Source organism: Roseateles saccharophilus (assembly GCF_004342485.1).
In the GTDB taxonomy this organism is placed as follows: domain Bacteria; phylum Pseudomonadota; class Gammaproteobacteria; order Burkholderiales; family Burkholderiaceae_C; genus Pelomonas; species Pelomonas saccharophila.
Map to the genome: position 1 here is coordinate 20,800 of NZ_SMBU01000040.1, position 23,678 is coordinate 44,477.

The window sequence follows — 23,678 nt, forward strand, 5'->3', positions numbered from 1 at the left end:
TGAAGCCCCCGTATTCACTTCGTTCATGCCCCCCCGAGGGGGCGCCAGCGTCCTTCGGGCGGCCGTGCGGACACTGATGGACGGCCTGCTGCTGTTCGCCCACGGCGCGCGCGACCCAGCCTGGGCGCGCCCCTTCGAGATCATCGCCGCGCGGTTGCGGGCGGCCAGGCCTGACACGCCGCTGGCGCTGGCCTACCTCGAGTTCATGTCGCCGGGCATCGAAGAGGCCGCCGCGCAGCTCGCCGCCGCCGGCTGCACATGCGTGCATGTGCTGCCCCTCTTCCTCGGCACCGGCGGCCATGTGCGGCGCGACGTGCCACTGCTGCTGGAGCGCCTGCGCGAGCGGCACGGCGACGCCGTCGAATGGCTGCTGCATGCACCGCTGGGCGAGCACGAAGGCGTGCTGCAGGCCATGTGCGACGCCTGTCTCCACACACTCGAATGAACCTGCATCAATTCCGCTTCGTCCAGGAAGCCGCCCGCCGCAACCTCAACCTGACCGAGACGGCCAAGGCCCTGTTCACGTCGCAGCCCGGCGTGTCCAAGGCCATCCTCGAGCTGGAGGAGGAACTGGGCGTCGACATCTTCTCGCGCCACGGCAAGCGCCTGCGCCGCATCACCGAGCCCGGCCAGCAGGTGCTGGCCTGCATCGAGATCATCCTGCGCGAGGTCGGCAACCTGAAGCGCATCGGCGAGGAGTATTCGCGCCAGGACAGCGGCACCTTCTCCATCGCGACCACCCACACCCAGGCCCGCTACGTGCTGCCCGCGCCGGTGGCCCAGCTGCGCAAGAACCTGCCGCAGCTGCGCATCAGCCTGCACCAGGGCAGCCCCGACCAGGTCGCCAAGATGCTGCTGGACGAGACCGCCGACCTGGGCCTGGCGACCGAGTCGCTGGCCCAGTACCCCGAGCTCGTCACCCTGCCCTGCTACGAGTGGCAGCATGTGATGGTCGTGCACCGCGAGCACCCGCTGGCCACGGCCGAGCGCATCAGCCTGGAACAGCTCGCCGCCGAGCCGCTGGTGTCCTACCACCCCAGCTTCACCGGCCGCACGCGCATCGACAAGGCCTTCGCCGCCCGCCACCTGACGCCCAACGTCGTGCTGGAGGCCATCGACTCCGACGTCATCAAGACCTATGTGCGCCTGGGCATGGGCGTGGGCATCGTGGCCGAGATGGCGATGCGCGAGGAGCCGGCCGGCAGCGAGCTGGTCGCGCGGCCTCTGGGCACGCTGCTGGGCAGCAATGTGACGCGCATCGCCTTCAAGCGCGGTGCGTATCTGCGCAACTACGTCTACGCCTTCGCGGAGCTGCTGTCGGAGCGCCTGAGCCGCAAGCTGATCGAGAAGGCGATGACGGGCGACGCCACCGACTTCGGCCTGTGACGCCCCGCGCCGGTCAGGCGCTCTCGCCGAACCTGGAATCGATCGGCAGCATCACGTCCACGTCGTCGCTGCGCAGGCCGGCCTCGAACAGGTCCCGGGCCACGCCGTAAAGCATCAGCAGGTCGCGGTAGGACGGCAGCTCGAGGCTCGCCACGCCCGGCCCGCAACCATTGGCGAGCAGGGTCTGCAGCATCTGCACCGCGGCGCCGGGCTCGGCCCAGACCACCTGCAGGTGCGCGATGACGCTGGGGCAGCCGTCCAGGCTGCGCCCGCGCGCGAGGCTCTGCGACCAGCTCGGCGCCAGCGCGCGGAAATGCTGCTCGAACTGCTTCGCGAGCTCGGCGAACACCTCGGGCTCGCCGCGCTGCTGGCAGAGCTCCATCAGCATCAGATAGGGCATGGCGCTTCTGCTGCCGTGCGTCAGGTGGCCGGTCAGCAGGTCGGCCGCGGCCTCGTGCTGGCCGAGCAGCAGCAGGAAGTCGACCTGCTGCTGCAGGTCCAGCAATTCGTCGCCCAGGTTCAGATCGGGCGACGACTGCACCACGGCGGCCCGCACCGGCATCGGCTGGGTCGCCATCATGGCCAGCTCGGACGGCGTGGGCGATGCCGGCACGACGGCCGGCGCAAAAGGAGCCAACTGCGGTGGTGGCCAGGCCATCGGCCGGGGCTGAGGCCGTGTGGCGGCATGCTGGCTCTCGTCGGGCAGCAGGGCCGCGGCGCCCGCCTCGACCGGCGGCGCCACGCCGGTGGCATGCGCGGCCGGCGGCGCGGGCGGCGGTGCCGCCCCCTCGGCGGCGGCCTGCAGCGAGCGCCAGTAGGCGCTCTCGCGGCGGGCGCGCTGGTCCAGCCAGCGGCTGCCATAGAAGGCCGCCGAGCCGGCCAGCAGGCTCAGCGCCAGCGTCATCAGCCAGGTCAGCGGGTCCCGGTAAGCCGAGGTATGCACGGGCGCGGCCGCAGCGGGCGGCGCAGCCGCGGTGTCCGAGGCCGGCGGCGCGGCAAGCGCGGCTGAAGCGGCCTGGGCCTGGCGCGCCTCCAGCTCGGCGCGCAGTTGTGCCACGGTCTGTTCGAGCTGGCTGATCTGGGCCTCCAGCTCGGGCGTCAGCTCCGTCTCGGGCGCGCTGGCCGGGGCAGCCTGCGGCGTCGCCTGGCTGGCCAGCACCTCGGGTCGCTCAAGCACCAGGCGCGGGCCAGTGGCGCGCGGCTTGGCGTGGGCATGGGGCCGATGCCGCGGCGCGGCGGGCTGCACCTGCAGCAGCGCAGGCCGTGCCGGCTCCACTGCGGCAAGCTGAGGCGGCGGCGGAGCGGGCGCGGGTGGCGGTGGCGGCGCGCTGGCATCGGTTGGTGGATCGACGAAGACGTTGAACTCGCGCGTCAGCCGCAGCGGGCAGCCCAGGGCCAGCGTGACGTGCAGCGCCGGCTCCTCGATGGGCACGATGCTTTGCAGCCGCACGCGCCGCTGTCCGGGCTCGCCCTCGAGGCGCAGCTGCAGCAGGCCGGCCGGCACGCGCGCGTCGCCGGCGCTGACCTCAGCACGCAGGCAGCTGTCGCTCAACTGCTCGCCATCGGCGAGGGTCACCGGAATGCTGGCATCCAGCGGCCTGCCGAGTGCGGAGTGGACCAACGGCCGGCCCAGTCCCAGGGCCTCGGCGCCATGAGGCGCCAGGCCGAGCAGCAGTGCCAAGGCGGGGGTGAGAGCACCCAGCAACGTCGGGCGCAAGGCCGTGAGGGGCATTGACTGCAGGTGGCTGGCGATGTGGTTGAACGAAGGAGGAAACAGCGCGGGCGACTCTAACATGTGCTTACACAGCGACGGACCGGCCCACAGCGGCACAATGTTTCGCCAGACATGAACCCAATCAGCCTTACCCCCGCCGAACGCCAGCAGATCGATCAGGGCGCCTTCTTCTCGCGCTTGTCCGAGCCGCTGCGCCACGACATCCTGCAGCGCGCCTATGTGCGCCGCCTGCCCGACGAGACCATGCTCTCGCACCGCGGCGAGCCGGCCGAGGAATGGATCGCGGTCGCCAAGGGCGCCGTGCGCGTCAGTTCGGTGTCGCTGGCCGGCAAGCAGATCTCCCTGACCTATGTCGAGCCCGGCACCTGGTTCGGCGACATCGCCCTCTTCGACGGCCTGCCCCGCACCCACGACGCCTATGCCCACGGCGACACCACGCTGCTGTGTGTGCGCAGGGCCGATTTCCGCGCACTGCTGCAGGCCCACTCCGAGCTCTACGACGCGCTGCTGCGGCTGAACTGCCGCCGGCTGCGGCTGATGTTCGACATGATTGAGGATCTCAACACCCGCCCCCTGGCCGCGCGCCTGGCCAAGCAGGTGCTGCTGCTGGCGCGCTCCTACGGCGTGCAGGAAGGCGACGAGGTCCGCATCGGCCTGCAGCTCGCGCAGGAAGACCTGGCCCAGCTGCTCGGTGCGTCGCGCCAGCGCGTCAACCAGGAGCTCAAGTCCTTCGAGCGCGAGGGCGCCGTGCGCGTCGAGCCGACCCGCTTGGTGGTGCTGAGCCGAGAGAAGCTGCTCGCCGCGGCTTCGCGCTGAGACTGCCGCCGAGGAGACACGCCCGCCGCCCCCCGCCTCCCACAATGGAAAGTTCGCGCCCTACAGAACCGACATCCATGGAAGCATTCACCGGCACCCGTCCCCTCGCCCAGGCCCTCGACACGGCCGCGCTCGAAGCCTGGCTCGGCGCTCACGTTGCCGGCTTCAGGGGCCCGCTCGCCATCGAGCAGTTCAAGGGCGGCCAGTCCAACCCCACCTATCTGCTGAATACGCCGGGCGCCCAGTACGTGATGCGCAGCAAGCCGGCCCCGGTGGCCAAGCTGCTGCCTTCGGCCCATGCCATCGAGCGCGAGTTCCAGGTCATGGGCGCGCTGGCCGGCACCGCCGTGCCCGTGCCGACGATGTACGCGCTGTGCGACGACGAATCGGTCATCGGCCGCGCCTTCTACGTCATGTCCTTCATGCCCGGCCGCGTGCTGTGGGACCAGAGCCTGCCCGGCATGGGCAATGCCGAGCGCGCCGCCCACTACGACGAGATGAACCGCGTCATCGCGGCCCTGCACCAGGTCGACTTCAAGGCTCGCGGGCTGGAGGCCTATGGCAAGCCCGGCAACTACTTCGAGCGCCAGATCGGCCGCTGGAGCAAGCAATACCTGGCCTCGGTCACCGAACCCAACCCGGCGATGGACGCGCTGCTGGCCTGGCTGCCGGACCACATCCCGGCCTCGGCGCGCGACGCGGGCGAGGTGTCCATCGTGCACGGCGACTACCGCATGGACAACGTCGTCTTCCACCCCAGCGAACCGCGCATCATCGCCGTGCTGGACTGGGAGCTGTCCACCCTCGGCCATCCGCTCGCGGACTTCAGCTACCACTGCATGAGCTGGCACATCCAGACCTCGGGCGCCGCGCGCGGCCTGGGCGGCAAGGACCTGCTGGCCCTGGGCATCCCGAGCGAGCGCGAGTATGTGCAGCGCTACTGCGAGCGCACGGGCCGCGCCGATGTCGATGCCGTCATGGCCGACTGGAACTTCTACATGGCCTACAACATGTTCCGCATCGCGGCCATCGTGCAGGGCATCGCCAAGCGTGTCGTGGACGGCACGGCCTCCAGCGCCCAGGCCAGGGAGACGGCGGCCACGGCCAAGCCGCTGTCGCAGATGGCCTGGAGCTTCGCGCAGAAGGCTTAGGCGTCGCCGGGCCGCGTCGAATGCGTCCAGGCGACGGACGTCGTCGTCGGCCAGGCGCCGGCCTCGGACAAGCGGCCATTCACGCGCAGTGCCGCGCGGGCCGCGGCGTCCAGCAGGCGCACGAAGGCCTGCAGCCTGGGCAGGTCGGCGTCGGCCATCTCGGTGCGCAGATAGAGGTTGCCGCGCATGCACATCAGCACGAAGGGATGGCCCTCGGGCAGCAGATCCTGGCTGGCCTGGGTCAGGGCCTCGCCCAACTCGCCCTCCACCCAGTCGCGCGTCAGCTCCTTGGTGACGCCGACCAGGCCATAGCGCTGGCGGATGATCTGCGAGCTGGCGTTGTTGAACTTGGGAAACATCACCAGCCAGCGCATCTCCTCGGGCGTGTCGGTGTCGACCCGGGTCTTGAGCGTGTCGGTATAGGCCTCGAACACGGCGCGCTCGAGATCCTCCATCAGCGTGCGGCACAGCACCATCAACTGCAGGTCGGGGTGCAGACCCATCTCGCAGCGCATGCGCAGCTCGGTGCCGGGCAGGTAGCTGCGCTGGGACACGCCCCACTCGATGCGCAGCGCGCCGGGCTGGGCCTTGGGCTGCTCGATCAGGAAGCCCAGGCCATCGCGCGACTGCGTGAACTCGGCGTCGCGCGACGCCGCCCAATCCATGATCGGGCGCCAGCGTGCGGCGTTGGCGCGCGTCACGAACCAGTGCTTGACTTGCTTTACCACCATGAGTCGTGAGGAAGTCTGAGAATGGGGCCTAGTTGAAGCGCACCGCACGGAGGCGACGATGATCGAAGTGTATTCATGGCCCACCCCCAACGGGCACAAGGTGCACATCATGCTGGAGGAGTGCGGCCTCGCGTACCGGGTGCATCCCGTGGACATCGGCGCCGGCGACCAGTTCGCGCCGGCCTTTCTCGCCATCAGCCCCAACAACAAAATCCCGGCCATCACCGACCCCGAAGGCCCCGACGGCCAACCCATCTCGCTGTTCGAGAGTGGCGCCATCCTGCTCTACCTCGCGGGCAAGACGGGCAGGCTGCTGCCCGCCGACGTGCGCGGCAAATACGAGGTGCTGCAGTGGCTGATGTTCCAGATGGGCGGCGTCGGCCCCATGCTCGGCCAGGCCCACCACTTCCGCATCTACGCGCCCGACAAGCTGCCCTATGCCATCGAGCGCTACAGCAACGAGGCGCGGCGGCTCTACAACGTCATCAACAAGCGCCTGGCCCACTCGACCTATATCGGCGGGCGCGACTACAGCATCGCCGACATCGCCGTCTTCCCCTGGCTGCGTTCCTGGAAGAACCAGGGCGTGGAGATGGCCGACTACCCGCATCTGAAGGGCTGGTTCGACGAGATCGCCAAGCGCCCCGCCGTGCAGCGCGGGCTGGAGGTGCTGGCCGGCGCGCGCAAGCCGCTGACGGACGACAAGGCGCGCGAGGCGCTGTTCGGCAGGCGCCAGCTCGAGCAGCGCTGAACGTCGTCAAGGCCTGACGCCGGGCGGCTGCATGGTCATGCCCGCGGAGCGGCGCGCCAGGTAGACCTCCAGCGCCAGCAGCTCGGCGCCGTCCCAGTCCCACACGCGGGCGCGCACGCCGGCCAGGCAGCCGCGCAGGCGGCGCTGCAGGCTGCCCACGGCCTGCCACTCGAGCCGGTAGACCGGGTAGTCGTCGACATGGGCCTGCGGGATCAGGCTACCGCCCAGGCGCTGGCCCGCGCGTTCGTCATGGCATTGCGCGCAGGCCAGGTTGAGGGCGCCGACACGGGTCGTGAAGAGGCGCTGGCCCTGCGCCGCGACGGCGTCGAGCTCGGCGCCCTGCGGCGGCTGCAGCGGCAGGCCGCGCGACTGCCGTGCGACCAGGGCCGCCAGCGCCAGCAGCGGCTCGGCCTCGGGTGCCCAGGCCGGCCGCCGCTGGTGCTGCACGCGGCAGCGCTGGATGCGGCCAGGCAGGTCGATCAGCCCCTGGTCGAAGACCGGGTAGCGCGTGGCCGCGCCGCGCAGCGTCGCAGGCTCGCCATGGCAGCTGGCGCAGGACCTGGCGCCCTGGGCCCACAGCTCGCGACCCAGGGCCAGCGCGAGCTCGGCTGGATGCTGGGCCTCGTCGGCCTGCAGCGTGCGCAATGCCGGGCTCATCGTGTCGCGGCCCGAACGGCGCTCGTCGGCCTGGGCCGCGAGTGCGACAACCAGCAGCAGCCAGGCTCTCATGCGACGCTCAAGGCCCGCGTCTCGCGGTGCTCGAAGCCCCGGTCGCCGAACCAGGCGAAGCTCAGCTCGCCGGCCTTGCCCACGCGCAGCCAGAACGCGAGATAGGGATTGGCCGAGACGGCCGCGTACAGGTCGGCCGCGAAGACCAGCTCGCCGTCGAGCCGGCACTCGAAGCGGCGCACCAGGTCGCGCGGCAGGCGGCTGCCATCGTCACCGGCGCGGTAGCCGGTCTCCATCGCATGAGCCACCGTCGCGCGGACCTCGAAGGCAACGCCGGCCTGGATGGCTGCTGGCAGCGTAATGACGGCGCGGGTCGCCATCAGCGCCCGCCGGGCCGCCCCAAGGGCGCTGAAGCCCCCTTGGGGGGCAGTGAGCGAAGCGAGCGTGGGGGCTTCATCTTCAAGGTTCCACGCAGGCGGCCAGCGTGACGATGACGTCGACGCCGGCCTGCCAGCAGCGGCCGTCGGCCGCCCGCGCCACCGCCACGATGCGCTGGCTGCGCGCCAGCCGCATGCGGGTGCCGAACTCGGGCTTCGGCGCATCCGCGCCCAAGGCGACATGCACGACCTCGGGCTCGGGATTCAGCGGCGTGAACAGCGCCAGGCCGACGACCGGCTGGCCCGCGGCGACGCGCACCGGCACGGCGTTGCCGTTCTCGACCAGCTCGGCGATGTCGATCTTCAGCGGGCCGGCCTCGGGGTCGCGGCCGGCCCAGCCGCGGATGGCGGCGCGCATCGCCTCGTCGCTGGCCCGCGCCTCGGGCAGGCCCGCCAGCACGGCCGCCGCGACGGCGAACTCGCGCCGTCTCATGGCCGCCCCTGCGTGCCGAGGTAGGCCACGAGGTCGTCGAGCTGCTGCGCGCTCAGCGCCGCCCGGCCCGCCCACGCGGGCGCCACGTCGCGCAGGCCCTCGGTAGAGCGGAACGGTGGCATCACGGTGGCCGGATTGAAGCGCCGCATGTCGGCGATGCGCTCGCGCAGTTCCGGCGGGCTCAGGCGCGCAGCCAGGCCGTCCAGCGGCGGCGCAAGATTGCCCTGGTTGGCATCGCCCGCCGCGGTCAGTGCATGGCAGAGCAGGCACAGGCTCTGCGTGCGGTCGGCCAGCAGCGCCCGGCCGCGCTCGGCATCGCCGACTTGCGCGTGCGCGCCGGCCGTCAACAGCAGGGCCAGCAGCGCACGCATCACGCCAGGCTGTGCTTGCGCAGCGGCAGGTCGCGGATGCGCTTGCCGGTCGCCGCGAAGATCGCGTTCAGCACGGCCGGCGCGGCCACGGCGATGGTGGGCTCGCCGACGCCGCCCCAGAAGCCGCCCGAAGGCATGACGATGGCCTCGACGGCCGGCATCTGCGCCATCTTCATGACCGGATAGCTGTCGAAGTTCTGCTGCTCGACGCGCCCATCCTTCAGCGTGATCTCGCCGAACAGCGCGGCCGACAGGCCGTAGACGAAGCTGCCCTCGACCTGGGCGGCGATCTGCTGCGGGTTGACCGCGTGGCCGGGGTCGGTGGCGGCGACGATGCGGTGGACCTTCAGCTCGCCCTGCTTGCTCACCGACACCTCCGCGCAGGCCGCCACATAGCTGCCGAAGCCCATGATCTGCGCCAGGCCGAGATGCCTGCCCTTGGCGCGCGGCTTGCCCCAGCCGGCCCTGGCCGCGACCGCGTTCAGCACGGCCAGGTGCTTGGGCGAGTTGGCCAGCAGCTCGCGGCGCAGCTCCAGCGGGTCGCGCTGGGCGGCCTGGGCCACCTCGTCGATGAAGCACTCCAGATAGATCGCGTTCTGGTTCAGGTTCACGCCGCGCCAGAAGCCCGGCGGCACCGGCGGGTTGCGCATTGCGTGGTCGATCAGCAGGCTGGGCACCGCATAGCCCAGCGCGCCCTCGGCGCCGCCCGCGTTCAGGCCCTGGAAGACGACCGGGTCCCGGCCGTCCTTGATGTTCTGCGGGAACAGGCCCGCGATGATGCTCTGGCCCGAGATGCGCATATGCAGCGCCGTCAGCTTGCCCGCCGCGTCCAGGCCCGCGGTCAGCTTGCACTGCGTGACCGGGTGGTAGCGGCCGTGGGTCATGTCCTCCTCGCGGCTCCAGATCAGCTTGACGGGTGTGCCGGGCAGCTCCCTGGCGATCAGCACCGCCTGGCGCACCCAGTCGTGCACCGCGCCGCGCCGGCCGAAGCCGCCGCCCAGGTGCAGCTTGTAGACCTCGCAGGCCGACGGCGGCAGGCCCGCCGCCTCCGCCGCGGCGGCCAGCGCGCCCTCGCCGTTCTGCGTCGGCGTCCAGACCTCGCAGCGCTCGGCTGTCCACTTGGCCGTCGCGTTCATCACCTCCATCGTGGCGTGGTTCTGGTGCGGCGCGCTGTAGACGGCCTCGACCTTCTGCGCCGCGCCGGCCAGCGCGGCCGCCACGTCGCCCTGGCTGCTGCCGGTGGCGGCATCGTTCGCATCCAGGCCGGCCTTCAGCATCGCGGCGACGTCCGCGCTCGACAGCTTCGCGTTCGGGCCCTCGTCCCAGACGATGGGCAGGGCCTCCAGTGCGGTCTTGGCGCGCCACCAGGTGTCGGCCACGACGGCCACGGCCGTGTCGCCCACCTGCACCACCTTCTTCACGCCGGGCCGGCCGGCGATGGCCGCCGCGTCGAAGCTCCTGAGCCTGCCGCCGAAAACCGGGCAGTCCTTGATGGCCGCATTCAACATGCCGGGCAGCTTCAGGTCCATGCCATAGACCTGCGAGCCGTCCAGCTTGGCCGCCGTGTCCAGCCGCTTCATCGGCCGGCCGGCGATCTTCCAGTCGGCGACGGGCTTGAGCTGGATGTCGGCCGGCGATGCGAGCTTGGCGGCCTCGGCCGCAAGCTGGCCATAGCTCAGACGCTTGCCCACGTGATGCACCCAGCCGGCCGCCGTCGTGCATTCGACGACCGCCACATCCCAGCGGTTGGCCGCGGCCTGGATCAGCAGTGCCCGCGCCAGCGCCCCGCCCTTGCGGACGTATTCATGCGAGTCGCGCACGCCGCGGCTGCCACCCGTGCTCATGCTGCCCCAGGGGCGGTTGCGCGCGAGGTTCTGGCCGGGCGTCGGGTACTCGGTGCGCACCTTGCTCCAGTCGCACTCCAGTTCCTCGGCGACGAGCTGGGCCAGGCCGGTCAGCGTGCCCTGGCCCATCTCCGAGCGTGCGATGCGGATGACGGTGGTCTCGTCCGGCAGCACCTGCACCCATGCATTCAGCTCGGGCGTGTCGCCGCCCTGCGCGAGGCCGGGCACATGGAAGCCCACCATCAGGCCGCCCGCAGCAGCCGAGGTCGCATGCAGGAAGCCGCGCCGATTCAGCACCGCGCTCATGACGGGCCCCCTTCGATGACGATGGGAATCTGCCGGCGCTGCAGCTGGCCGGCGGCGAGGTGGATGGCGGCACGCACGCGGTTGTAGGTGCCGCAGCGGCAGATGTTGGTCATGGCCGCGTCGATGTCAGCATCGGTCGGCCGGGGCTTGGCCTTCAGCAGCGCCGCGGCGGCCATCAGCATGCCGCTCTGGCAGAAGCCGCACTGCGGCACGTCCAGCGCATCCCAGGCCTTCTGAAGCGGATGCGAGGCCGGGTGTTTGGGATCTGGCGCCAGACCCTCGATGGTCGTGATCTTCTGCGCCGGCGTCAGCGCCGAGGCCGGCATCACGCAACTGCGCACCGGCGCGCCGTCGATGTGCACGGTGCAGGCGCCGCACTGCGCGACGCCGCAGCCGTATTTGGTGCCCGTGAGGCCCAGCTGCTCGCGCAGCACCCAGAGCAGCGGGGTCTCGGCTTCCGCCTCGAACTGCATCCGCTTGCCGTTGACCGTCAGCTCCGCCATGCCTGCCCTCCCCTTCACCGCCACCGATGGCGGGCGCGGACAGCCTAGCAGGGGCTGCGGCGGCCTGCCAGGGCGACCTAAGATGAATTCATGGCCCGCATCCTCATGCCCCTGCCCGCCGAAGGCTATGACCCCAGCGAGACCGCCATCCCCTGGCAGCTGCTGAGCGAACGCGGCCACGGCATCCGCTTCGCGACACCCGATGGCCGCCCCGCCCAGGTTGACCCGCGCATGCTCGATGGCCGGGACCTGGGCCTGTGGGCGCCGCTGCTGCGTGCCGCCGCACCGGCCGTCGAGGCCCATATGGCCATGACCGCAACCGCCGAGTTCCAGCACCCGCGGCGCTATGCCGAGCTCCAAGCGACCGACTTCGACGCGCTGCTACTGCCGGGCGGCCATGCGCCGGGCATGAAGGTCTACCTCGAATCGACCGAACTGCAGGCCCTGGTCGCGGCGCAGTTCGCCGCCGACAAGCCGGTCGGGGCGATCTGCCATGGCGTGCTGCTGGCGGCGCGCTCACTTCGCGTCGACGGCCGCTCCGTGCTGCACGGCCGGCGCACGACGGGCCTGACCCGACAGCTGGAGATGACGGCCTGGCTGATGACGGCCGCCTGGCTGGGCCGCTACTACCGCACCTACCCCACACCGCTACAGACCGAGGTCGCTACGGCGCTGGCTCACCCCGGGGATTTCGACGTCGGCCCCCCTGCCCTGTTGCGAGACACCGCGCAGCGCCCGGGCCGTGGCTTTGCGCTGCGCGATGGCCACTACGTCAGCGCGCGCTGGCCCGGCGATGCGCACGCCTTCGCGCTGGCGTTTGCGCAGATGCTGGACGAGAACGATTAGCCGTCCAGCAGCCCCGCCTCGCGCAGCACGGCGTTGAAGGCCTCGGGCGCCTCCAGCGCAGGCAGGTGGGCCACGCCCTGCATGGTCCAGCAACGCACGCCGGGGATGCACGCCGCCATCTGCCGGCAACGGTCCACGAGGTGGGGCAGGTCCAGGTCGCCCCAGACCAGGCGCACCGGCCCAGGCAAGGCCTCCAGCCGCGGCCAGGCCGGCGAAGCGTCGATCAGCTCGCCGGCCGGCGGCGAACGCAGCGCGATGCCGTTCATGGCTAGGAAAAGTTCGCGCGCCACACCACCGACGCGGCCCTCGGGCTGGGCCGGGCCGTCCAGCCAGAGCCGCGCCTCGAGCCGGTTGATCTCGTCAATCTCTCGGGCCTGCTCTGCCGCGTCGATGGCATCGGCCAGGGCCTGCACCCGGGCATCGAGCTGGGGCGAGGGTGCCCCGGTCACGGCCGGCGCCACCAGCGTCAGGCCGGCGACCCGCCCGGGCTGGGCCAGCGCGAAATCGATGGCCAGGCGCCCGCCCTGGGAGCAGCCGACCAGCTCCACGCGCGACAGCGCCAGCGCGTCCAGCACGGCGAGCAGGTCGGCCACCATCGCATGCGGCGTGGCGGCTGCGATGCGCGTCTGGCCAAAGCCGCGACGGTCCAGGCGCAGCGCCGAGCGCCGCCCGGCCGCGGCGGCCATCACGCCATCCCACAGCCGGCCGTCGGTGATGCCGGCATGCAGGAAGACCAGTGGCACGCGGCCGTCGTCGTGTGGACGGAACTCGACAGCCAGCTCGGCGCCATCGACGGCAATCCAATGGGTGATCCGCATGCTCAGCCCGGTTCGGCAATGCGGTAGCCCACGCCCGGCTCGGTCAGCAGCACGCAGGGCTCGGCCGGCTCGGCCTCGAGCTTGCTGCGCAGCTGGGCCATGTAGAGGCGCAGGTAATGGGTCTGCTCGGTCGCGTCGGCGCCCCAGACATCGGCCAGCAGGCGGCGGTGGGTGACGACCTGACCGGCCTGGCGCACGAGGCGGGCCAGCAGCTTGAATTCGGTGGGCGTCAGATGCACGTCCGCGCCGTCGCGACGCACGCGATGGGCCGTGAGGTCCACCTCCAGGCCGGCGCGGCGGTACATGGTGACGGCCGGCTGGGCCACCGTGCCGCGGTGGCGCAGCGCCACGCGCAGCCGCGCCAGCAGCTCGCCGATGCCGAAGGGCTTGACAAGGTAGTCGTCGGCGCCGGCGTCGAGCAGGCGGATCTTCTGGCCCTCGACCTGGCGGGCCGAGATGACGATCAGCGGCGTGGAGCGCTCGCGGCGCAGCGCCTGCAGCAGCTCCTCGCCGTCGCCATCGGGCAGGCCGAGGTCCAGCAGCACGGCGTCGAGGTTGCCGGCATGGGCGAGCTGGGCCATCGCGTCGGCCAGGCTGGCCGCAGTCAGCACCTCGTAGCCCTCGACGGCCAGGGCTTCGCGCAGCGTCACGCGCAGCTCGCGGTCGTCTTCGACAAGCAGAAGTCTCATGCGGCCACCTCTGGCAGCGCCGGCGCCGCGCGCAGCGGCAGGCGCATCTCGAAGCTGCAGCCGCCATGGCCGCGCGGGCGCAGGCTTAAGGCCCCCTGATGAACCTCGGCAATCGCGCGGCAGACGGCCAGGCCGACGCCCGCGCCGGGCGGGCGCTGCGCAAAGCCGGCGAGGTCGCCGCGCTGGAAGGCATCGAAGACGCGCTCGCGCCAGGCCGCGGCGATGCCGGGGCCGCGGTCGCGCACGGCCAGCAGCACCTCGTCGCCGGCGCGGCGCACGAGCAGCTCGACCGCGGCCTCGCGCGGGCTGTATTTCAGCGCGTTGTCGATGAGGTTGTCGAGCAGCTGCGACATCAGGGCCGCATCACACCACAACAGCGGCAGGCCGCCCGCCACGCGTGCCTTCACGCGCTCGCCGTCGGGGCGGCGGCGCACGCGGCGCAGCGCCGCGCCGACGATCTCCTCGGCCGACTCCCAGTCGCAGCGCAGCGTCACGCCCGGGGCGCCCAGGCGCGCGAGCTGCAGCGTGTTGTCGGTCAGGCGCACTAGGCGGGTGGTCTCGTCGATGATGCGGCCGGCCAGCTCCTGGCGCTGGGCGGGGTTCAGCCGTTCGCCCTGGGTCTGCAGCGCCGAGGCCGAGCCCATGATGGTGGCCAGCGGCGTGCGGTAGTCGTGCGAGATGGCGGCCAGCAGCGCATTGCGGGTGGACTGGATGTCGGCCAGTTCGCCGGCCCGGCGCGCCTCGTCCTGCACGCGGCGGCGCTGCAGGGCCAGGCCCATCTGGTCGCACAGGGCCTGGGCGTGGGCGAGCTGGTCGGCGGCCAAGGCCTGGGTGCCCAGGCCACGCAGCGTGACGGCGCCCAGCGCCTCGTCCCGACCGCGCAGCGGCAGGTAGAGGTCCGGCTCGCCGGCATGGTGGGCCGTGCCGGGGCCGAGTGCCCGGCCGCAGTCGGCGCAGAGCTGCAGGCCGGCGAGCGCGTTGGCATCGGGCTCGCCGAGGACGACGTCCTGCGCGCCGGACGCCGGCCGCAGCAGCGCGGCCACCGGCAGGCCGGCCAGGGCCGACAGGTCGCGCAACAGCTCGTGGGCATGGGCCTCGGGTCGGTCGGCGTCGCGCATCAGGTCGCCGAACTCGCGCAGGGCCCGCTCCAGCCGGGCGGCCCGCTGCGCCGCGCGCAGGCCCTCCCAGGCGCGGCGCAGCTTCCAGCCGGCCCAGGCCAGCGCCAGCAGCGAGGCGGTGGCGATCCAGGGCAGGAACTGGATGAGGGAGCGAGGCATGGGCAAGGCAGTTTAGGTGGCCTCCGCTTCGACGCGCGGCTGCTCCGGCCTGGCCAGGCGGTCCTTCACGAGGCCGGCCAGCAGCACGTCCACCAGCGTGCCGCCCTGCCCTGCTCCCTGGCCGCCACCGACCAGCACCTCGGGCACCAGTTGCACACCCGCGCCGGCCAGCGCCTGGGCGACCTGCACGATGGCGTAGTTGCCCGACTCCATCGAGCCGATCTTCTGGCGGATGACCTCGGCCTCGGCCTCGCCGATGGCGAGCGTACGGCCCGCCTCGGCCTGGCCGGTCACGCGCGTGACTTCGGCGTCAGCCTCGGCCGTGATCTTCTTGGAGCGCGCCGCGCCGTCGGCCGTCTTCACCGCGGCCTGGGCGCTGAACTCGGCGATCGCCACCTTGCGCTCGGCGTCCACCACCTGGGCCTGGGTACGCGCCAGGGCCGTGGCCTGCTCGAGCTGCTGGCGCACGCCCTGGGCTTCCATCTGCGTCGTGAACGTGACCTTCTCCTGCTCGGCCAGCTTGCGGTCGGTCAGCGTCTTCATCAGCTCGGCCGGCGGCACGATGTCGCCGATCAGCGTCTCGACGGCGCCGACGTCGTAGGCCTTCAGCGCCGCAGCGATGGCGGCCTTGGCATCGGCCTGGCGCTCGCTGCGCTTCTTCAGGAAGTCGATGACGTCCGAGTTCTGCGCCGCGTTGCGGAAGTAGTTGCCGATGGTGGGCTCCAGCACCTGCGTGACCAGGGCCTCCATGCTGCCGAAGCGGGCGATGACCTTGGGCGCGTCGTTGCGCGGGATGTGGATGATCTGGCTCACGTCCAGGTTGAAGGTGAAGCCGTCGGCCGAGCGCACGGTGATGGTGGACAGGTTGGCGTCGAGCTTGTGCGCCTCGGTCTTGCCGGTGGCCCAATTCAGCACGACGTTGGCCGTGGGCACGACACGCACCTTGTGGGTGTAGGTGTTGATCGCGTACTTGCCGGGGTCCAGCACATCCACCCACACGCCCTTCTCGCCCTTGCGGACCATGTTGGCATGGCGGAAGCCCTCGCCCGTCACGTCCACGCCGGGGCGGCCGACGAAGGCGACGACGACACCGACCGACGCAATGGGCACCTCGGTCATGTCGATGATCTCGACGGTGGCGAACATCGGGTTGATGAAGTAGCGGCCGGCCAGCAGCACCTGCTCCTGCAGGCCCTTGGTGCCGCCGGCATCGACGAAGGCCTGCGGCTCCTGGAACAGGTTGTGGCCCGGCACCTCGGGGCCGGCGATCTCGCCGGTCGTGAGGGAGGCACCTTCGCGCGTCGTCACGATGCCGACCTTGTTGTCGGGCACGTCGGTTACCTGCACCTGGGTGACGCGGAACAGGCCGGGGTTGACGCGGTACTTGCCCTGGGGGATGACGCTCATCTGCGGACCGCGCTCGCCGCCGCCGTCCATGAAGGCGCGGGCGTCCTGGAAGCTGTCGCAGGCCACGGCGCGACCGATGACGCGGCCACCGGCCAGCGGGCGGCCATCGCGGGCCTCGACGATGCCGATCTTGCCGGGCTCGATGACGGTCATGCGCTCCAGGCGCACGGTGAACAGCAGGGTGTTGACGCGCCAGGCACCGGGCGGCACGACGCTCATCTGCAGGCCGCGCTCGCCGGCGGCCAGGAAGGCGCGGGCGTCCTGGAAGTTGTCGCAGTCGACATGGCGGGCCAGCACGCGGCCGTCGGGCAGGGGCAGGCCGTCGCAGGCCTCAATGATGCCGATGGCGTCATCGGGCACGACGGTGAACTTGACGAGCTCGACCTGGTACTGCCAAGGCCACAGGCCTACATGCAGGCCGGGGGCCAGCGTGTCGGCCTGCAGGCCGGCCTCGCCGTAGAGGGCCACGATGCGGCCGGGCGGCAGTTCCTTGTGGCGGCCGAACAGCACGAACTTCTTCGTGACCGTGCCGATGGAGTCGTCGGGCACGATGACGAAGCCGAACAGGCGCAGCGTGCGCCGGTAGAAGACCAGCGCGAGCAGCAGGGCCACGGTCAGCGTGGCCAGCCAGGGGTAGGTGAACAGGGTGAACAGGGCGTCCATACGGAGCTTTGTCGTGGAGAGGCCTCCACTCTCGCGGCAGCGGCGTTAGCGCCGCATAAGGAAGCGCGCTCAGCGCGCCGGCTGAGGACTGCGCGCGCGCTCCAGCGCCAGGCGCGCGCTCGTCGCCACGCTCAGCTGCTCCTGCAGATACTGCGCCAGCCGCGGCTGCTGGCTGAAGGCCGCGTTGAAGCGGATATGCGGGTCGGGCGCACCGTCGGCCGCGAAGGTGGCACCGCGCACCAGCAGGATGCCACGGCGGAAAGCCTCCTTCACGACGCCATCCACATCCACGCCCGCCGGCAGCGCGCCCCACAAGAAGAGGCCGCCCTCGCCCGGGTGCTCCAGCAGCACGCCGGCCTGGCGCAGCTGGCGCGTGGCGGCCACGCGGGCCGCGGCCAGGCGCTGCTGCAGTCGGTCCAGGTGCTTGCGCCAGCGCCCGGCCGACAGCGCCTCCAGCAGCACGAACTCGTTGAGCGCCGCCGTCGTCAGCACCGAGACGATCTTCTCGCGCATCAGCGCCTTCACCAGGCCCGGCTCAGCGGCCATATAGCCTAGGCGCAGCGAGGGGCTCATGGCCTTGCAGAAGCTCGAGTAGTAGATAACGCCGTCCAGCCCCGAGAGCTGGGCCAGGCGCGTCGGCGTGCCGGGGTGGAAGTGGCCCTGCACATCGTCCTCGGCGATCAGGAAGCCGTGGCGTTGCGCCAGCATCAGCACGCGGTGGAGGTTGGCCGCCGTGCTGCCCCAGCCGGTGGGGTTGTGCAGCACGCTCTGGATGAAGAGCAGGCGCGGCCGGTGGCGCGTGCAGGCCTCGTCGAGGGCATCGAGGTCGATGCCGTCGGGGCGGCGCGGCACCGGCAGGATGTTGACGCCGGCCTGGCGCAGGCGGTCGAACAGCAGGAAGTAGCCCGGCGTCTCCACCGCCACCGTGTCGCCCGGGCGCAGCAGCGCGCGGCAGATCAGGTCGATGGCCTGGGTGCCGCCATAGGTCGTCAGCACGCGGCTCGCGTCCACCGCAATGCCCTGCCCGCGCAGCAGCGTCGCGATGCGCTCGCGCAGCTCCGGCAGCCCCTGCGGCGGGCAGCGCGAGGCCATGCCCGCGGGCGCCCGCGCCAGGCCGCGCTGCACGGCCGCGGCGGGCACGGCGTCCTCCAGCCAGGTGGCCGGCAACGCGCCGCTGCTGGCCAGCAGCACGCCGGCGCGCTGATCGTTGGCCTGCTGGGCCAGCCAGACGGCCTCCTGCTCCTCGCCCGCCTCCACGCGCACCGCGTCGGGCATCGCATCGGCCGGCCCGTCGGCGACGAAGAAGCCGGCCGTGCCGCGCGAGTCGATCAGGCCGGCGGCCACAAGGCGGTCGTAGGCGATGACGACGGTGTTGGGACTGACGCCGAGTTGCCCAGCGAGCTGGCGGATGGAGTTCAGCCGCGCCCCCGGCGGCAGTTGGGCGCAGCCGATCAGCGCGCGCAGGCGCTGCTCGATCTGGTCGGCCAGTGGGGTGGAGGAGTCACGATCCAGCGAGAACATCGGTCAGCGCATCAGCATCACGGCCAGCAGGGCCAGGGAGGCGGCCATGATGGCATTGAACGCGCGGCGCCGGCCCGGGTTGGACAGCAGTCGGCCGATCCAGCTGCCGAACAGGGCCCAGCCCGAGATGCAGGGGAAGCCGACCAGGGCTCCGGCCAGGCTGACGAGCAGCGCAGCGGCGGGCAGGCTCAGCCCGGCCGGCATGAAGACCGACGCGACCGTCACGGCGCGCAGCCAGCTCTTGGGGTTCACGGCCTGGAAGAGCGCGGCCTGCACGAAGCCCAGGGTCTGGGGCGGCCGGTCCATCGCGACGGGCTGGCCGACGAGCCGCCAGGCCAGCACCAGCATGTAGAGCGTGCCGGCGAGCTTGAGGGCCGCATGCAGCGCCGGCCAGGCAATGAAGAGCGCCCCCAGGCCCATGCACATGACGAAGGTCAGCGTCGCGACGCCGCACACCATGCCGAGGATGGCGGGCAGCGTGCGCCGGTAGCCGTGGTGGGCGCCGCTGGCGACCAGCATCATGTTGTTCGGGCCGGGCGTGCCGGACATCAGCGCGCAATAGGTCAGGAAGGGCAGCAACTCGTTCATGCGGGGCATCGGCGGGTGGGCGATGCCGGCATTGCAACGTCCGGCCGTCGGGCCGTGAAGCTACAGCGCCTCGCGGCGCGCAGCGCGCTGTGTCAGCGCGCGGATGCGTACAGCGGCAGCGCCGACTCGGCGCGCAACCGGGCGCGGTGGAAGCGGCAGTACTCACGCTCCCAGTTGCCGTTGTCCCTGGCCTGGGTCAGGGTCAGCCATCTCAGGTTGTCCGGCGAGTTCTCGCCCTCCGCGCAGGGCGGCACGACATAGTCCACGACATAGCCTGGGCAGGCACCGGCGGGCTTGCCGGTGACCGGGCAGGGAGACAGCTGCCGGAACTCGGCCACGGCGGCCAGCGAGCGGCGCGGGCGCGCGTCCGAAGGCGCGGCCAGCACGAGGAAGACCGCGGCGGCCAGGGCCAGCGTGGTCGCCGCGGCGGCGGCCGAAGGGGCCTTCACAGCACCACCCGGCGAACGTCGATCTCGGTGTCCTCCCAGGCCACGGCATCGGGCTTGGGCTGCTCGACGCTGCCGGAAACCCTGACCGACGCCGTGCTCCGCGAAGCGGCCTCGTGCAGCCCCTTCACGCGCCGCATCGTGTCGCGGATCTGATGAAGCGAATCCTGGGCGAAGGCGCGAAGTTGAGGCTGCATGACGGGCTCCGGTGTCGATGCAGGCAGTCTCGGCGCGCGGCCACGTGAGGAATATCGCTCTTAGGGGGCAGGCAGTGGGGGATGCACGACCAGGCATCCCCCATCCCTCCCTCCAAAGAGGGATGGCCGACGCGCCAAAAAGAACCCCGGCGCGGGGCCGGGGTTGCAAACGCCGCAGGCGCATCGCGCCGGGGCACCTGCCCAGGGAGGGAGAGAAGCAGGCAAGAGAAGATTAGTGCCGCGCCAAGGCGGCCGGCGTAGGACAGCGCCGCATCGAGCCCGGAGGATGTCGAACACTGCCCGCTAGGCCGCATGGATGCTAGCTCTGCCGCAGCCAGGTGAGCGTCCGTTCCCCCATTTGTTCCCCCGCCTAGCAAGTGGTGCCCATTCCCTGATGCCAGGCTGATGCCCACGGTTCAGATCAAGGCAGGCCTCGCCAAGCTCCCAGCGAGAAGCCGTTCTACCCATTGAACTACAAGGCAGTGCCTCGGAAGGCTCAACCCTAGTAGCAGAGCGTGAAGTGCCCCGCCTGGCCGTTGTAGACCAGCAGCCCACGATCGATGACATCGCGACCGATCAAGCCGTCAATCTGCTGGCCCGCGAACGAGCTTTCGGTGACGGCGAGCGCATCAATCAACCAGCCGCCCTGCTGATGCCCTGGCACGAACAGCATGAGGTCGTACTGATACATCGGAACCGCTTGCGCGCCAGTTGACGGTGTGTGGATCATGACGGTGCCCGTCGGGTTCAGTCCCAGCTGAGAAATCAACCGCGTGTCGGCGACGGTGTGCGAGGCTCCTGTGTCGACCAGAAACGTTCCACTGACAGGCTTTGGCGCTGTTTGTCCAGCCGCCAGCATTGCACCCTGGAGAGGGACGCTCGGACCTATCAGTACGTTAATCAGCGGCCCGGCAGGGCCTGTCCCCAGCGTCAGACTGGGCATGTGCGCAGGTCACGGGTGAAGTAGGCGACCTGCTCAGCCGGAGCGATCTGCTTGACAAGGAAAGGTTCAAGCTTGAAATCGGTGTACCCGCGCTTGAGCGCATCGCCATAGGAATCAAACGTCTCGACGAGGGTGTCGCCCTTGATCAGGGCGAACTTCCCCACCTGCGTCAGCAGGGAGGGAAGGAGACGGTTGTACGTCTCGATCTCGAGCTGAAGCTTGGTCATGATCTTCCTCGTTGGTGGCTCCATCCAGTGGCAAGCAATGCTCGCTCTGGACAGCCTGAGCTTATACGACGAAAAGGGCCGGAATCGCAGATTCCGGTGTGCATCTGTCACGGCTCCCCATGGATGAGGGCCGGAGCCGCCGGGGCGCGTTGTGAATCGCGCGCCGCGTTCCGGCCGCGTCAGGGCTGCGTCTTGTACATGTCGATCAGCCTGAGGCGAAGGGAGGCGATGGCATCACCGAGGTCCTTGCCGGTTGACGAATGGTTGCTCTTGATCTCGAACAGCCCGGGCTGATGCTGAATCAATTTCGCAAGCAGCGCGTCGGCGGCAATCACAGCGCTTCCTTCATCCATGGCCATCTGGTTCTCCCTTTGTGCCCGGTGGCGCCGGGCGCGCGAAGTTGATTCTGGCCTGCAATGAGGGCTAGGCGATCGATCGGCGCCGATCCACCGACAGATTTGAGGACTACATCGGCGCCGGCGGTGCCGCGCCTTCTGATGCCCCTCGCTCTACCGGACGATGGTGATATTCCGGCGCGGTCGGTACGCGACAAAACACGTCAGGTCGGCATCGCCAGGAGCTTGGGTCAGCGACTCACCAGTTTCGAGCGCAAAGCTTGGGATGTCATACATGCCAGGGTAACCCGGCTTCGGCATCGTGGTCTTGACCACTACTACCTCGGTGCCGTCGTCGAGACGGCCGCGCAGACGTTCGATTTTCATGTTCTCTCCCTGTCCCGCGAATCGCGGCGCCGCGACTCTAACGCCCCAACCTGCCAGGGTGCGTCGTGCAGTTTGGTGAGACGTCGGCGCTCGCTCAGGCACGCCCGGCCCTCACTGAGCCCACCCCGCGTCCTTCTTCAGCTGCGCCGTCATCTCGTTGATGATCTGCAGCACCGCCTTCCAGCCCCCCCACTTCACTTTGGTTCGGGCGGCCTACGCAGGCCAGCGCAGATGATCGTGACGAGTCCGGTCTCGCCGCTATGGTTGTGGAAGCCGATAGCTGCCTCCAGGCCTGGCTCTGCGGCGACCATCTGCCCGATCCGGCTCACCCGGTCGATTAACGTTCCTTCCGTAGGGGAGTCGAGTGCGTCGATCTTCCGCAGGTCCGAAAGCAGCTGTCCCGCGTTCAGGTAGAAGGCCGCCGCGGACGCCGGCCCCGAGCCAGGGTAGGCGAAGCCCGCGCTGCCGACCCAGTACGTTGAATGCTGGCCGTCAAGTTCCACATCCACGCGCAGGACGGCAGCGGTGCCGGCGGCCTCGTCAGAACGGTTGACCATGTTGATCGCGATGGCCGCAAAAAGAAACCCCGGCGCACTGCCGGGGCTGAACCCTCTTCGCTGTTACGTCGAGGCCTGCTCAGGGAGGTGAAGCAGGGGGCAGAAGCCCGAAGTGACTGTACGGCATCACGCGTGAACCTGCCGCACGTCGAAGGTCGTTTCCTCCCACTCGCCCCAGGTCGAGTCCCGCGCCACGACGCCCCTCCAGGAAGCGCTCCCCGTCGCGGCCATCGGGCGGCAGATGCGTGAACGTAACGCTACGGCGCGCAGACCGTGGATGACGTCTTGTGTGGCGGCGCGACAATCTGTCCGAACGACGGCGCGCATAAAGGGGGAACACCGTGCACATCCAGAACCAGACCGAAAAATCAGTGTGGGAGCTTGCCGTAGCTCGAGCTGGGATGAAGCAGACCTTCACCTCGCTACTCGCCAACATCGGCTGGTTGAGTCAGCACAACTGCTCGATCCCAGGTATCGCGGTGGAGGCGCTCGACGGCGGCGACATCATCCGGATCAGGTACGACGGCTACGAGGTCGAATTGAGGCTCACCGCATTCGCTGATGACGGGAAGATCAAAGGGCGCGTTTTCGCTGTGCTCACGAGGCATCCAATGGATATGAGCAGCCCCCTGCTGGGGAGCTTCACGCTGGAGCGAGACGGGCGCACAGACATAACGTGCGAGCCAGCCGGCAACGTCGATTACGCCAGCTACGCGCTGCAACTCGTGCTCAACCTGGTGAAGGCCGCCCTGCTTCACCAACCTGCGCTCGCCGCGGCGGAATCCTGAGGGGAACTGCCATGGTCGACCGTCTCGTCGCCGCCATCCATCGCTGGTGGCATGGCAAATATGTACCTTACGAGAACGACTCCGACTCTCCAGTCGTCATCATCGGGGGCTACCACGAACAGCACTGGACATCGCAGGCCATCCATGCTGCGGCGCGCTTCCTCGCCGCAGAGTGGAAGTGGTGCGTCGGGATTGCTCTTGCGCTTCTTTCCCTTCTTCTCACCAAGTGCCACTGAGATAGGCCGAGCGCGGAAGCGCCGGCGTGTGGCGGCGTTCGGTGGCGAACCCCTCGACCACTAGGGGGGGGGACAGCTCCGGCCCGCAATATTCAAATGACCCGTGAAAATGAGTAGCAAGCCTGGCCGCAACGATCCATGCCCCTGCGGCAGCGGCCGCAAGTTCAAGAAGTGTCACGGCAACATTGCCGTCCTCGACACGTTGCGCGTGCTAAACAGCCCGCGGGCGCATCAGGAACTTCGGACGATGCTTGCTCGCCGCGAGGCCGAAGAATTCCAGCGTCGCGAGCAACAAGGACTTGGCAAGCCCATCATCTCGTCTGAGTTCCACGAGCACCGAGTCGTAGCCGTAGGCGGTACGGTCCACTTCTCCAAGAAGTGGAAGACGTTTCACGACTTTCTCAACGACTACCCGAAGATCGTCTTGGGCAAGGACTGGTGGATGGCCGAGGTGGCCAAGCCACCTGAGGCGCGCCATCGCATCCTCACCTGGGCTTTTCGAAGCTACGAACATTTCAAGGCTCATGTTATGACCGTCGCTGTCTGAGGCTTGCCAGGGCTTGATGTCCCAGGAACGTTGGGGGCGTTCGTGAGAACGCTGCCGCGGTCATCGCGGGACG

General features: G+C 70.2%; 30 protein-coding genes. 9 read left to right on the forward strand and 21 right to left on the reverse strand.

Annotation, left to right across the window (positions count from 1 at the left end; all coding sequences use genetic code 11):
- Positions 1-25: 25 nt before the first annotated feature.
- Together EV671_RS22450 and EV671_RS22455 are read left to right on the forward strand one after the other, a co-directional pair.
- The gene (locus tag EV671_RS22450; protein ID WP_243655849.1) at positions 26-445 is read left to right on the forward strand and encodes a sirohydrochlorin chelatase; all 420 of its coding nucleotides are present in this window, start codon (positions 26-28) and stop codon (positions 443-445) included.
- Entirely contained in the window at positions 442-1,386 is a 945-nt protein-coding gene (locus EV671_RS22455) for a CysB family HTH-type transcriptional regulator (protein ID WP_132576020.1), read from the forward strand. The genes EV671_RS22450 and EV671_RS22455 overlap by 4 nt, the downstream gene beginning before the upstream one ends.
- A gap of 13 nt (positions 1,387-1,399) precedes the next feature.
- Here the strand turns inward: EV671_RS22455 and EV671_RS22460 are convergent, their stop codons facing one another.
- On the reverse strand, positions 1,400-3,067 hold the full coding sequence (locus tag EV671_RS22460; protein WP_132576022.1) for a type IV pilus assembly protein FimV: 1,668 nt from the start codon (positions 3,065-3,067) through the stop codon (positions 1,400-1,402).
- 165 nt (positions 3,068-3,232) lie between these two features.
- Between EV671_RS22460 and EV671_RS22465 the strand changes: the two genes are divergently transcribed.
- A complete protein-coding gene (locus tag EV671_RS22465) occupies positions 3,233-3,937 on the forward strand; it encodes a Crp/Fnr family transcriptional regulator (RefSeq protein ID WP_132576024.1) in 705 nt (234 codons plus the stop codon).
- A gap of 77 nt (positions 3,938-4,014) precedes the next feature.
- Positions 4,015-5,088 (forward strand): phosphotransferase, encoded by a 1,074-nt coding sequence (locus EV671_RS22470; RefSeq protein ID WP_132576026.1) that lies wholly within the window; start codon positions 4,015-4,017, stop codon positions 5,086-5,088.
- Here the strand turns inward: EV671_RS22470 and EV671_RS22475 are convergent.
- The gene (locus EV671_RS22475) at positions 5,085-5,819 is read right to left on the reverse strand and encodes a hypothetical protein (protein WP_132576028.1); all 735 of its coding nucleotides are present in this window, start codon (positions 5,817-5,819) and stop codon (positions 5,085-5,087) included. The two genes, EV671_RS22470 and EV671_RS22475, sit on opposite strands and share 4 nt — an antisense overlap.
- A 58-nt stretch (positions 5,820-5,877) precedes the next feature.
- Between EV671_RS22475 and EV671_RS22480 the strand changes: the two genes are divergently transcribed.
- On the forward strand, positions 5,878-6,570 hold the full coding sequence (locus EV671_RS22480) for a glutathione binding-like protein (RefSeq protein WP_132576030.1): 693 nt from the start codon (positions 5,878-5,880) through the stop codon (positions 6,568-6,570).
- Positions 6,571-6,576: 6 nt separating this feature from the next.
- Here the strand turns inward: EV671_RS22480 and soxA are convergent, their stop codons facing one another.
- The 6 genes from soxA to EV671_RS22510 form a co-directional block, all read right to left on the reverse strand.
- Positions 6,577-7,299 carry a sulfur oxidation c-type cytochrome SoxA gene (gene soxA, locus EV671_RS22485; protein ID WP_132576032.1) on the reverse strand — a complete coding sequence of 241 codons (723 nt, stop codon included), beginning with the start codon at positions 7,297-7,299 and terminating at the stop codon, positions 6,577-6,579.
- A complete protein-coding gene (locus EV671_RS22490) occupies positions 7,296-7,619 on the reverse strand; it encodes a thiosulfate oxidation carrier complex protein SoxZ (protein ID WP_132576035.1) in 324 nt (107 codons plus the stop codon). Before EV671_RS22490 ends, soxA begins: the two co-directional genes overlap by 4 nt.
- A 79-nt stretch (positions 7,620-7,698) precedes the next feature.
- On the reverse strand, positions 7,699-8,109 hold the full coding sequence (locus EV671_RS22495) for a thiosulfate oxidation carrier protein SoxY (protein ID WP_132576037.1): 411 nt from the start codon (positions 8,107-8,109) through the stop codon (positions 7,699-7,701).
- Positions 8,106-8,480 (reverse strand): sulfur oxidation c-type cytochrome SoxX, encoded by a 375-nt coding sequence (gene soxX, locus EV671_RS22500; RefSeq protein WP_132576039.1) that lies wholly within the window; start codon positions 8,478-8,480, stop codon positions 8,106-8,108. The genes EV671_RS22495 and soxX overlap by 4 nt, the downstream gene beginning before the upstream one ends.
- Entirely contained in the window at positions 8,480-10,630 is a 2,151-nt protein-coding gene (locus EV671_RS22505) for a xanthine dehydrogenase family protein molybdopterin-binding subunit (protein WP_132576041.1), read from the reverse strand. Before EV671_RS22505 ends, soxX begins: the two co-directional genes overlap by 1 nt.
- Positions 10,627-11,133, reverse strand: a complete 507-nt coding sequence (locus EV671_RS22510; protein WP_132576043.1) for a (2Fe-2S)-binding protein — start codon at positions 11,131-11,133, stop codon at positions 10,627-10,629. The genes EV671_RS22505 and EV671_RS22510 overlap by 4 nt, the downstream gene beginning before the upstream one ends.
- Before the next feature lie 90 nt (positions 11,134-11,223).
- On the opposite strand from EV671_RS22510, the gene EV671_RS22515 reads away from it, so the two are divergent.
- Positions 11,224-11,979, forward strand: coding sequence for a type 1 glutamine amidotransferase domain-containing protein (locus EV671_RS22515; RefSeq protein WP_132576045.1), 756 nt, complete (start codon positions 11,224-11,226; stop codon positions 11,977-11,979).
- Here EV671_RS22515 and EV671_RS22520 read toward each other — a convergent pair.
- The 13 genes from EV671_RS22520 to EV671_RS22580 form a co-directional block, all read right to left on the reverse strand.
- Positions 11,976-12,797 (reverse strand): alpha/beta fold hydrolase, encoded by an 822-nt coding sequence (locus EV671_RS22520; RefSeq protein WP_132576047.1) that lies wholly within the window; start codon positions 12,795-12,797, stop codon positions 11,976-11,978. The two genes, EV671_RS22515 and EV671_RS22520, sit on opposite strands and share 4 nt — an antisense overlap.
- Positions 12,798-12,799: 2 nt before the next feature.
- On the reverse strand, positions 12,800-13,486 hold the full coding sequence (locus EV671_RS22525) for a response regulator (protein WP_132576049.1): 687 nt from the start codon (positions 13,484-13,486) through the stop codon (positions 12,800-12,802).
- A complete protein-coding gene (locus EV671_RS22530) occupies positions 13,483-14,763 on the reverse strand; it encodes a sensor histidine kinase (RefSeq protein WP_132576051.1) in 1,281 nt (426 codons plus the stop codon). The genes EV671_RS22525 and EV671_RS22530 overlap by 4 nt, the downstream gene beginning before the upstream one ends.
- Positions 14,764-14,775: 12 nt before the next feature.
- Positions 14,776-16,833, reverse strand: coding sequence for an SPFH domain-containing protein (locus EV671_RS22535; RefSeq protein WP_132576053.1), 2,058 nt, complete (start codon positions 16,831-16,833; stop codon positions 14,776-14,778).
- 69 nt (positions 16,834-16,902) lie between these two features.
- Positions 16,903-18,354, reverse strand: coding sequence for an aminotransferase-like domain-containing protein (locus tag EV671_RS22540; protein WP_132576055.1), 1,452 nt, complete (start codon positions 18,352-18,354; stop codon positions 16,903-16,905).
- A 3-nt stretch (positions 18,355-18,357) separates the two neighbouring features.
- Positions 18,358-18,942: a LysE family translocator gene (locus EV671_RS22545; RefSeq protein ID WP_132576057.1), complete on the reverse strand. Its 585-nt coding sequence runs from the start codon at positions 18,940-18,942 to the stop codon at positions 18,358-18,360.
- Between the two features lie 92 nt (positions 18,943-19,034).
- On the reverse strand, positions 19,035-19,391 hold the full coding sequence (locus tag EV671_RS27070; RefSeq protein WP_207911225.1) for an HNH endonuclease: 357 nt from the start codon (positions 19,389-19,391) through the stop codon (positions 19,035-19,037).
- Complete coding sequence (locus EV671_RS22555) at positions 19,388-19,585, reverse strand: hypothetical protein (protein ID WP_132576059.1); 198 nt, start codon at positions 19,583-19,585, stop codon at positions 19,388-19,390. Before EV671_RS22555 ends, EV671_RS27070 begins: the two co-directional genes overlap by 4 nt.
- A gap of 502 nt (positions 19,586-20,087) precedes the next feature.
- Positions 20,088-20,528: an aspartyl protease family protein gene (locus EV671_RS22560; RefSeq protein WP_132576061.1), complete on the reverse strand. Its 441-nt coding sequence runs from the start codon at positions 20,526-20,528 to the stop codon at positions 20,088-20,090.
- Positions 20,516-20,755 (reverse strand): hypothetical protein, encoded by a 240-nt coding sequence (locus tag EV671_RS22565; protein ID WP_132576063.1) that lies wholly within the window; start codon positions 20,753-20,755, stop codon positions 20,516-20,518. Before EV671_RS22565 ends, EV671_RS22560 begins: the two co-directional genes overlap by 13 nt.
- 179 nt (positions 20,756-20,934) lie before the next feature.
- The gene (locus EV671_RS22570; RefSeq protein ID WP_132576065.1) at positions 20,935-21,114 is read right to left on the reverse strand and encodes a hypothetical protein; all 180 of its coding nucleotides are present in this window, start codon (positions 21,112-21,114) and stop codon (positions 20,935-20,937) included.
- A 150-nt stretch (positions 21,115-21,264) separates the two neighbouring features.
- Positions 21,265-21,477: a hypothetical protein gene (locus tag EV671_RS22575; RefSeq protein WP_132576067.1), complete on the reverse strand. Its 213-nt coding sequence runs from the start codon at positions 21,475-21,477 to the stop codon at positions 21,265-21,267.
- A gap of 194 nt (positions 21,478-21,671) precedes the next feature.
- Complete coding sequence (locus EV671_RS22580) at positions 21,672-22,034, reverse strand: hypothetical protein (RefSeq protein WP_132576069.1); 363 nt, start codon at positions 22,032-22,034, stop codon at positions 21,672-21,674.
- A 341-nt stretch (positions 22,035-22,375) separates the two neighbouring features.
- On the opposite strand from EV671_RS22580, the gene EV671_RS22585 reads away from it, so the two are divergent.
- The 3 genes from EV671_RS22585 (at position 22,376) to EV671_RS27575 (ending at position 23,605) form a co-directional block, all read left to right on the forward strand.
- Positions 22,376-22,822, forward strand: a complete 447-nt coding sequence (locus EV671_RS22585) for a hypothetical protein (protein WP_165917688.1) — start codon at positions 22,376-22,378, stop codon at positions 22,820-22,822.
- Positions 22,823-22,833: 11 nt separating this feature from the next.
- Complete coding sequence (locus tag EV671_RS22590) at positions 22,834-23,058, forward strand: hypothetical protein (protein ID WP_132576073.1); 225 nt, start codon at positions 22,834-22,836, stop codon at positions 23,056-23,058.
- 109 nt (positions 23,059-23,167) lie between these two features.
- Entirely contained in the window at positions 23,168-23,605 is a 438-nt protein-coding gene (locus EV671_RS27575) for a YecA family protein (protein ID WP_243655850.1), read from the forward strand.
- Positions 23,606-23,678 lie beyond the last annotated feature (73 nt).

Bases quoted from the DNA above. Each gene is read 5' to 3' on its own strand.
- EV671_RS22565 (WP_132576063.1), bottom strand. From the start codon at position 20,755: ATGACCAAGCTTCAGCTCGAGATCGAGACGTACAACCGTCTCCTTCCC.
- EV671_RS22575 (WP_132576067.1), bottom strand. From the start codon at position 21,477: ATGAAAATCGAACGTCTGCGCGGCCGTCTCGACGACGGCACCGAGGTA.
- EV671_RS22560 (WP_132576061.1), bottom strand. From the start codon at position 20,528: ATGCCCAGTCTGACGCTGGGGACAGGCCCTGCCGGGCCGCTGATTAAC.
- EV671_RS22535 (WP_132576053.1), bottom strand. From the start codon at position 16,833: ATGGACGCCCTGTTCACCCTGTTCACCTACCCCTGGCTGGCCACGCTG.
- EV671_RS22580 (WP_132576069.1), bottom strand. From the start codon at position 22,034: ATGGTCAACCGTTCTGACGAGGCCGCCGGCACCGCTGCCGTCCTGCGC.
- EV671_RS22555 (WP_132576059.1), bottom strand. From the start codon at position 19,585: ATGCAGCCTCAACTTCGCGCCTTCGCCCAGGATTCGCTTCATCAGATC.
- EV671_RS27575 (WP_243655850.1), top strand. From the start codon at position 23,168: ATGAGTAGCAAGCCTGGCCGCAACGATCCATGCCCCTGCGGCAGCGGC.
- EV671_RS22475 (WP_132576028.1), bottom strand. From the start codon at position 5,819: ATGGTGGTAAAGCAAGTCAAGCACTGGTTCGTGACGCGCGCCAACGCC.
- EV671_RS22505 (WP_132576041.1), bottom strand. From the start codon at position 10,630: ATGAGCGCGGTGCTGAATCGGCGCGGCTTCCTGCATGCGACCTCGGCT.
- EV671_RS22510 (WP_132576043.1), bottom strand. From the start codon at position 11,133: ATGGCGGAGCTGACGGTCAACGGCAAGCGGATGCAGTTCGAGGCGGAA.
- EV671_RS22495 (WP_132576037.1), bottom strand. From the start codon at position 8,109: ATGAGACGGCGCGAGTTCGCCGTCGCGGCGGCCGTGCTGGCGGGCCTG.
- EV671_RS22455 (WP_132576020.1), top strand. From the start codon at position 442: ATGAACCTGCATCAATTCCGCTTCGTCCAGGAAGCCGCCCGCCGCAAC.
- soxA (WP_132576032.1), bottom strand. From the start codon at position 7,299: ATGAGAGCCTGGCTGCTGCTGGTTGTCGCACTCGCGGCCCAGGCCGAC.
- EV671_RS22525 (WP_132576049.1), bottom strand. From the start codon at position 13,486: ATGAGACTTCTGCTTGTCGAAGACGACCGCGAGCTGCGCGTGACGCTG.
- EV671_RS22465 (WP_132576024.1), top strand. From the start codon at position 3,233: ATGAACCCAATCAGCCTTACCCCCGCCGAACGCCAGCAGATCGATCAG.
- EV671_RS22520 (WP_132576047.1), bottom strand. From the start codon at position 12,797: ATGCGGATCACCCATTGGATTGCCGTCGATGGCGCCGAGCTGGCTGTC.
- EV671_RS22490 (WP_132576035.1), bottom strand. From the start codon at position 7,619: ATGGCGACCCGCGCCGTCATTACGCTGCCAGCAGCCATCCAGGCCGGC.
- soxX (WP_132576039.1), bottom strand. From the start codon at position 8,480: ATGCGTGCGCTGCTGGCCCTGCTGTTGACGGCCGGCGCGCACGCGCAA.
- EV671_RS22515 (WP_132576045.1), top strand. From the start codon at position 11,224: ATGGCCCGCATCCTCATGCCCCTGCCCGCCGAAGGCTATGACCCCAGC.
- EV671_RS22540 (WP_132576055.1), bottom strand. From the start codon at position 18,354: ATGTTCTCGCTGGATCGTGACTCCTCCACCCCACTGGCCGACCAGATC.
- EV671_RS22450 (WP_243655849.1), top strand. From the start codon at position 26: ATGCCCCCCCGAGGGGGCGCCAGCGTCCTTCGGGCGGCCGTGCGGACA.
- EV671_RS22590 (WP_132576073.1), top strand. From the start codon at position 22,834: ATGGTCGACCGTCTCGTCGCCGCCATCCATCGCTGGTGGCATGGCAAA.
- EV671_RS22530 (WP_132576051.1), bottom strand. From the start codon at position 14,763: ATGCCTCGCTCCCTCATCCAGTTCCTGCCCTGGATCGCCACCGCCTCG.
- EV671_RS22470 (WP_132576026.1), top strand. From the start codon at position 4,015: ATGGAAGCATTCACCGGCACCCGTCCCCTCGCCCAGGCCCTCGACACG.
- EV671_RS22570 (WP_132576065.1), bottom strand. From the start codon at position 21,114: ATGGCCATGGATGAAGGAAGCGCTGTGATTGCCGCCGACGCGCTGCTT.
- EV671_RS22480 (WP_132576030.1), top strand. From the start codon at position 5,878: ATGATCGAAGTGTATTCATGGCCCACCCCCAACGGGCACAAGGTGCAC.
- EV671_RS22545 (WP_132576057.1), bottom strand. From the start codon at position 18,942: ATGAACGAGTTGCTGCCCTTCCTGACCTATTGCGCGCTGATGTCCGGC.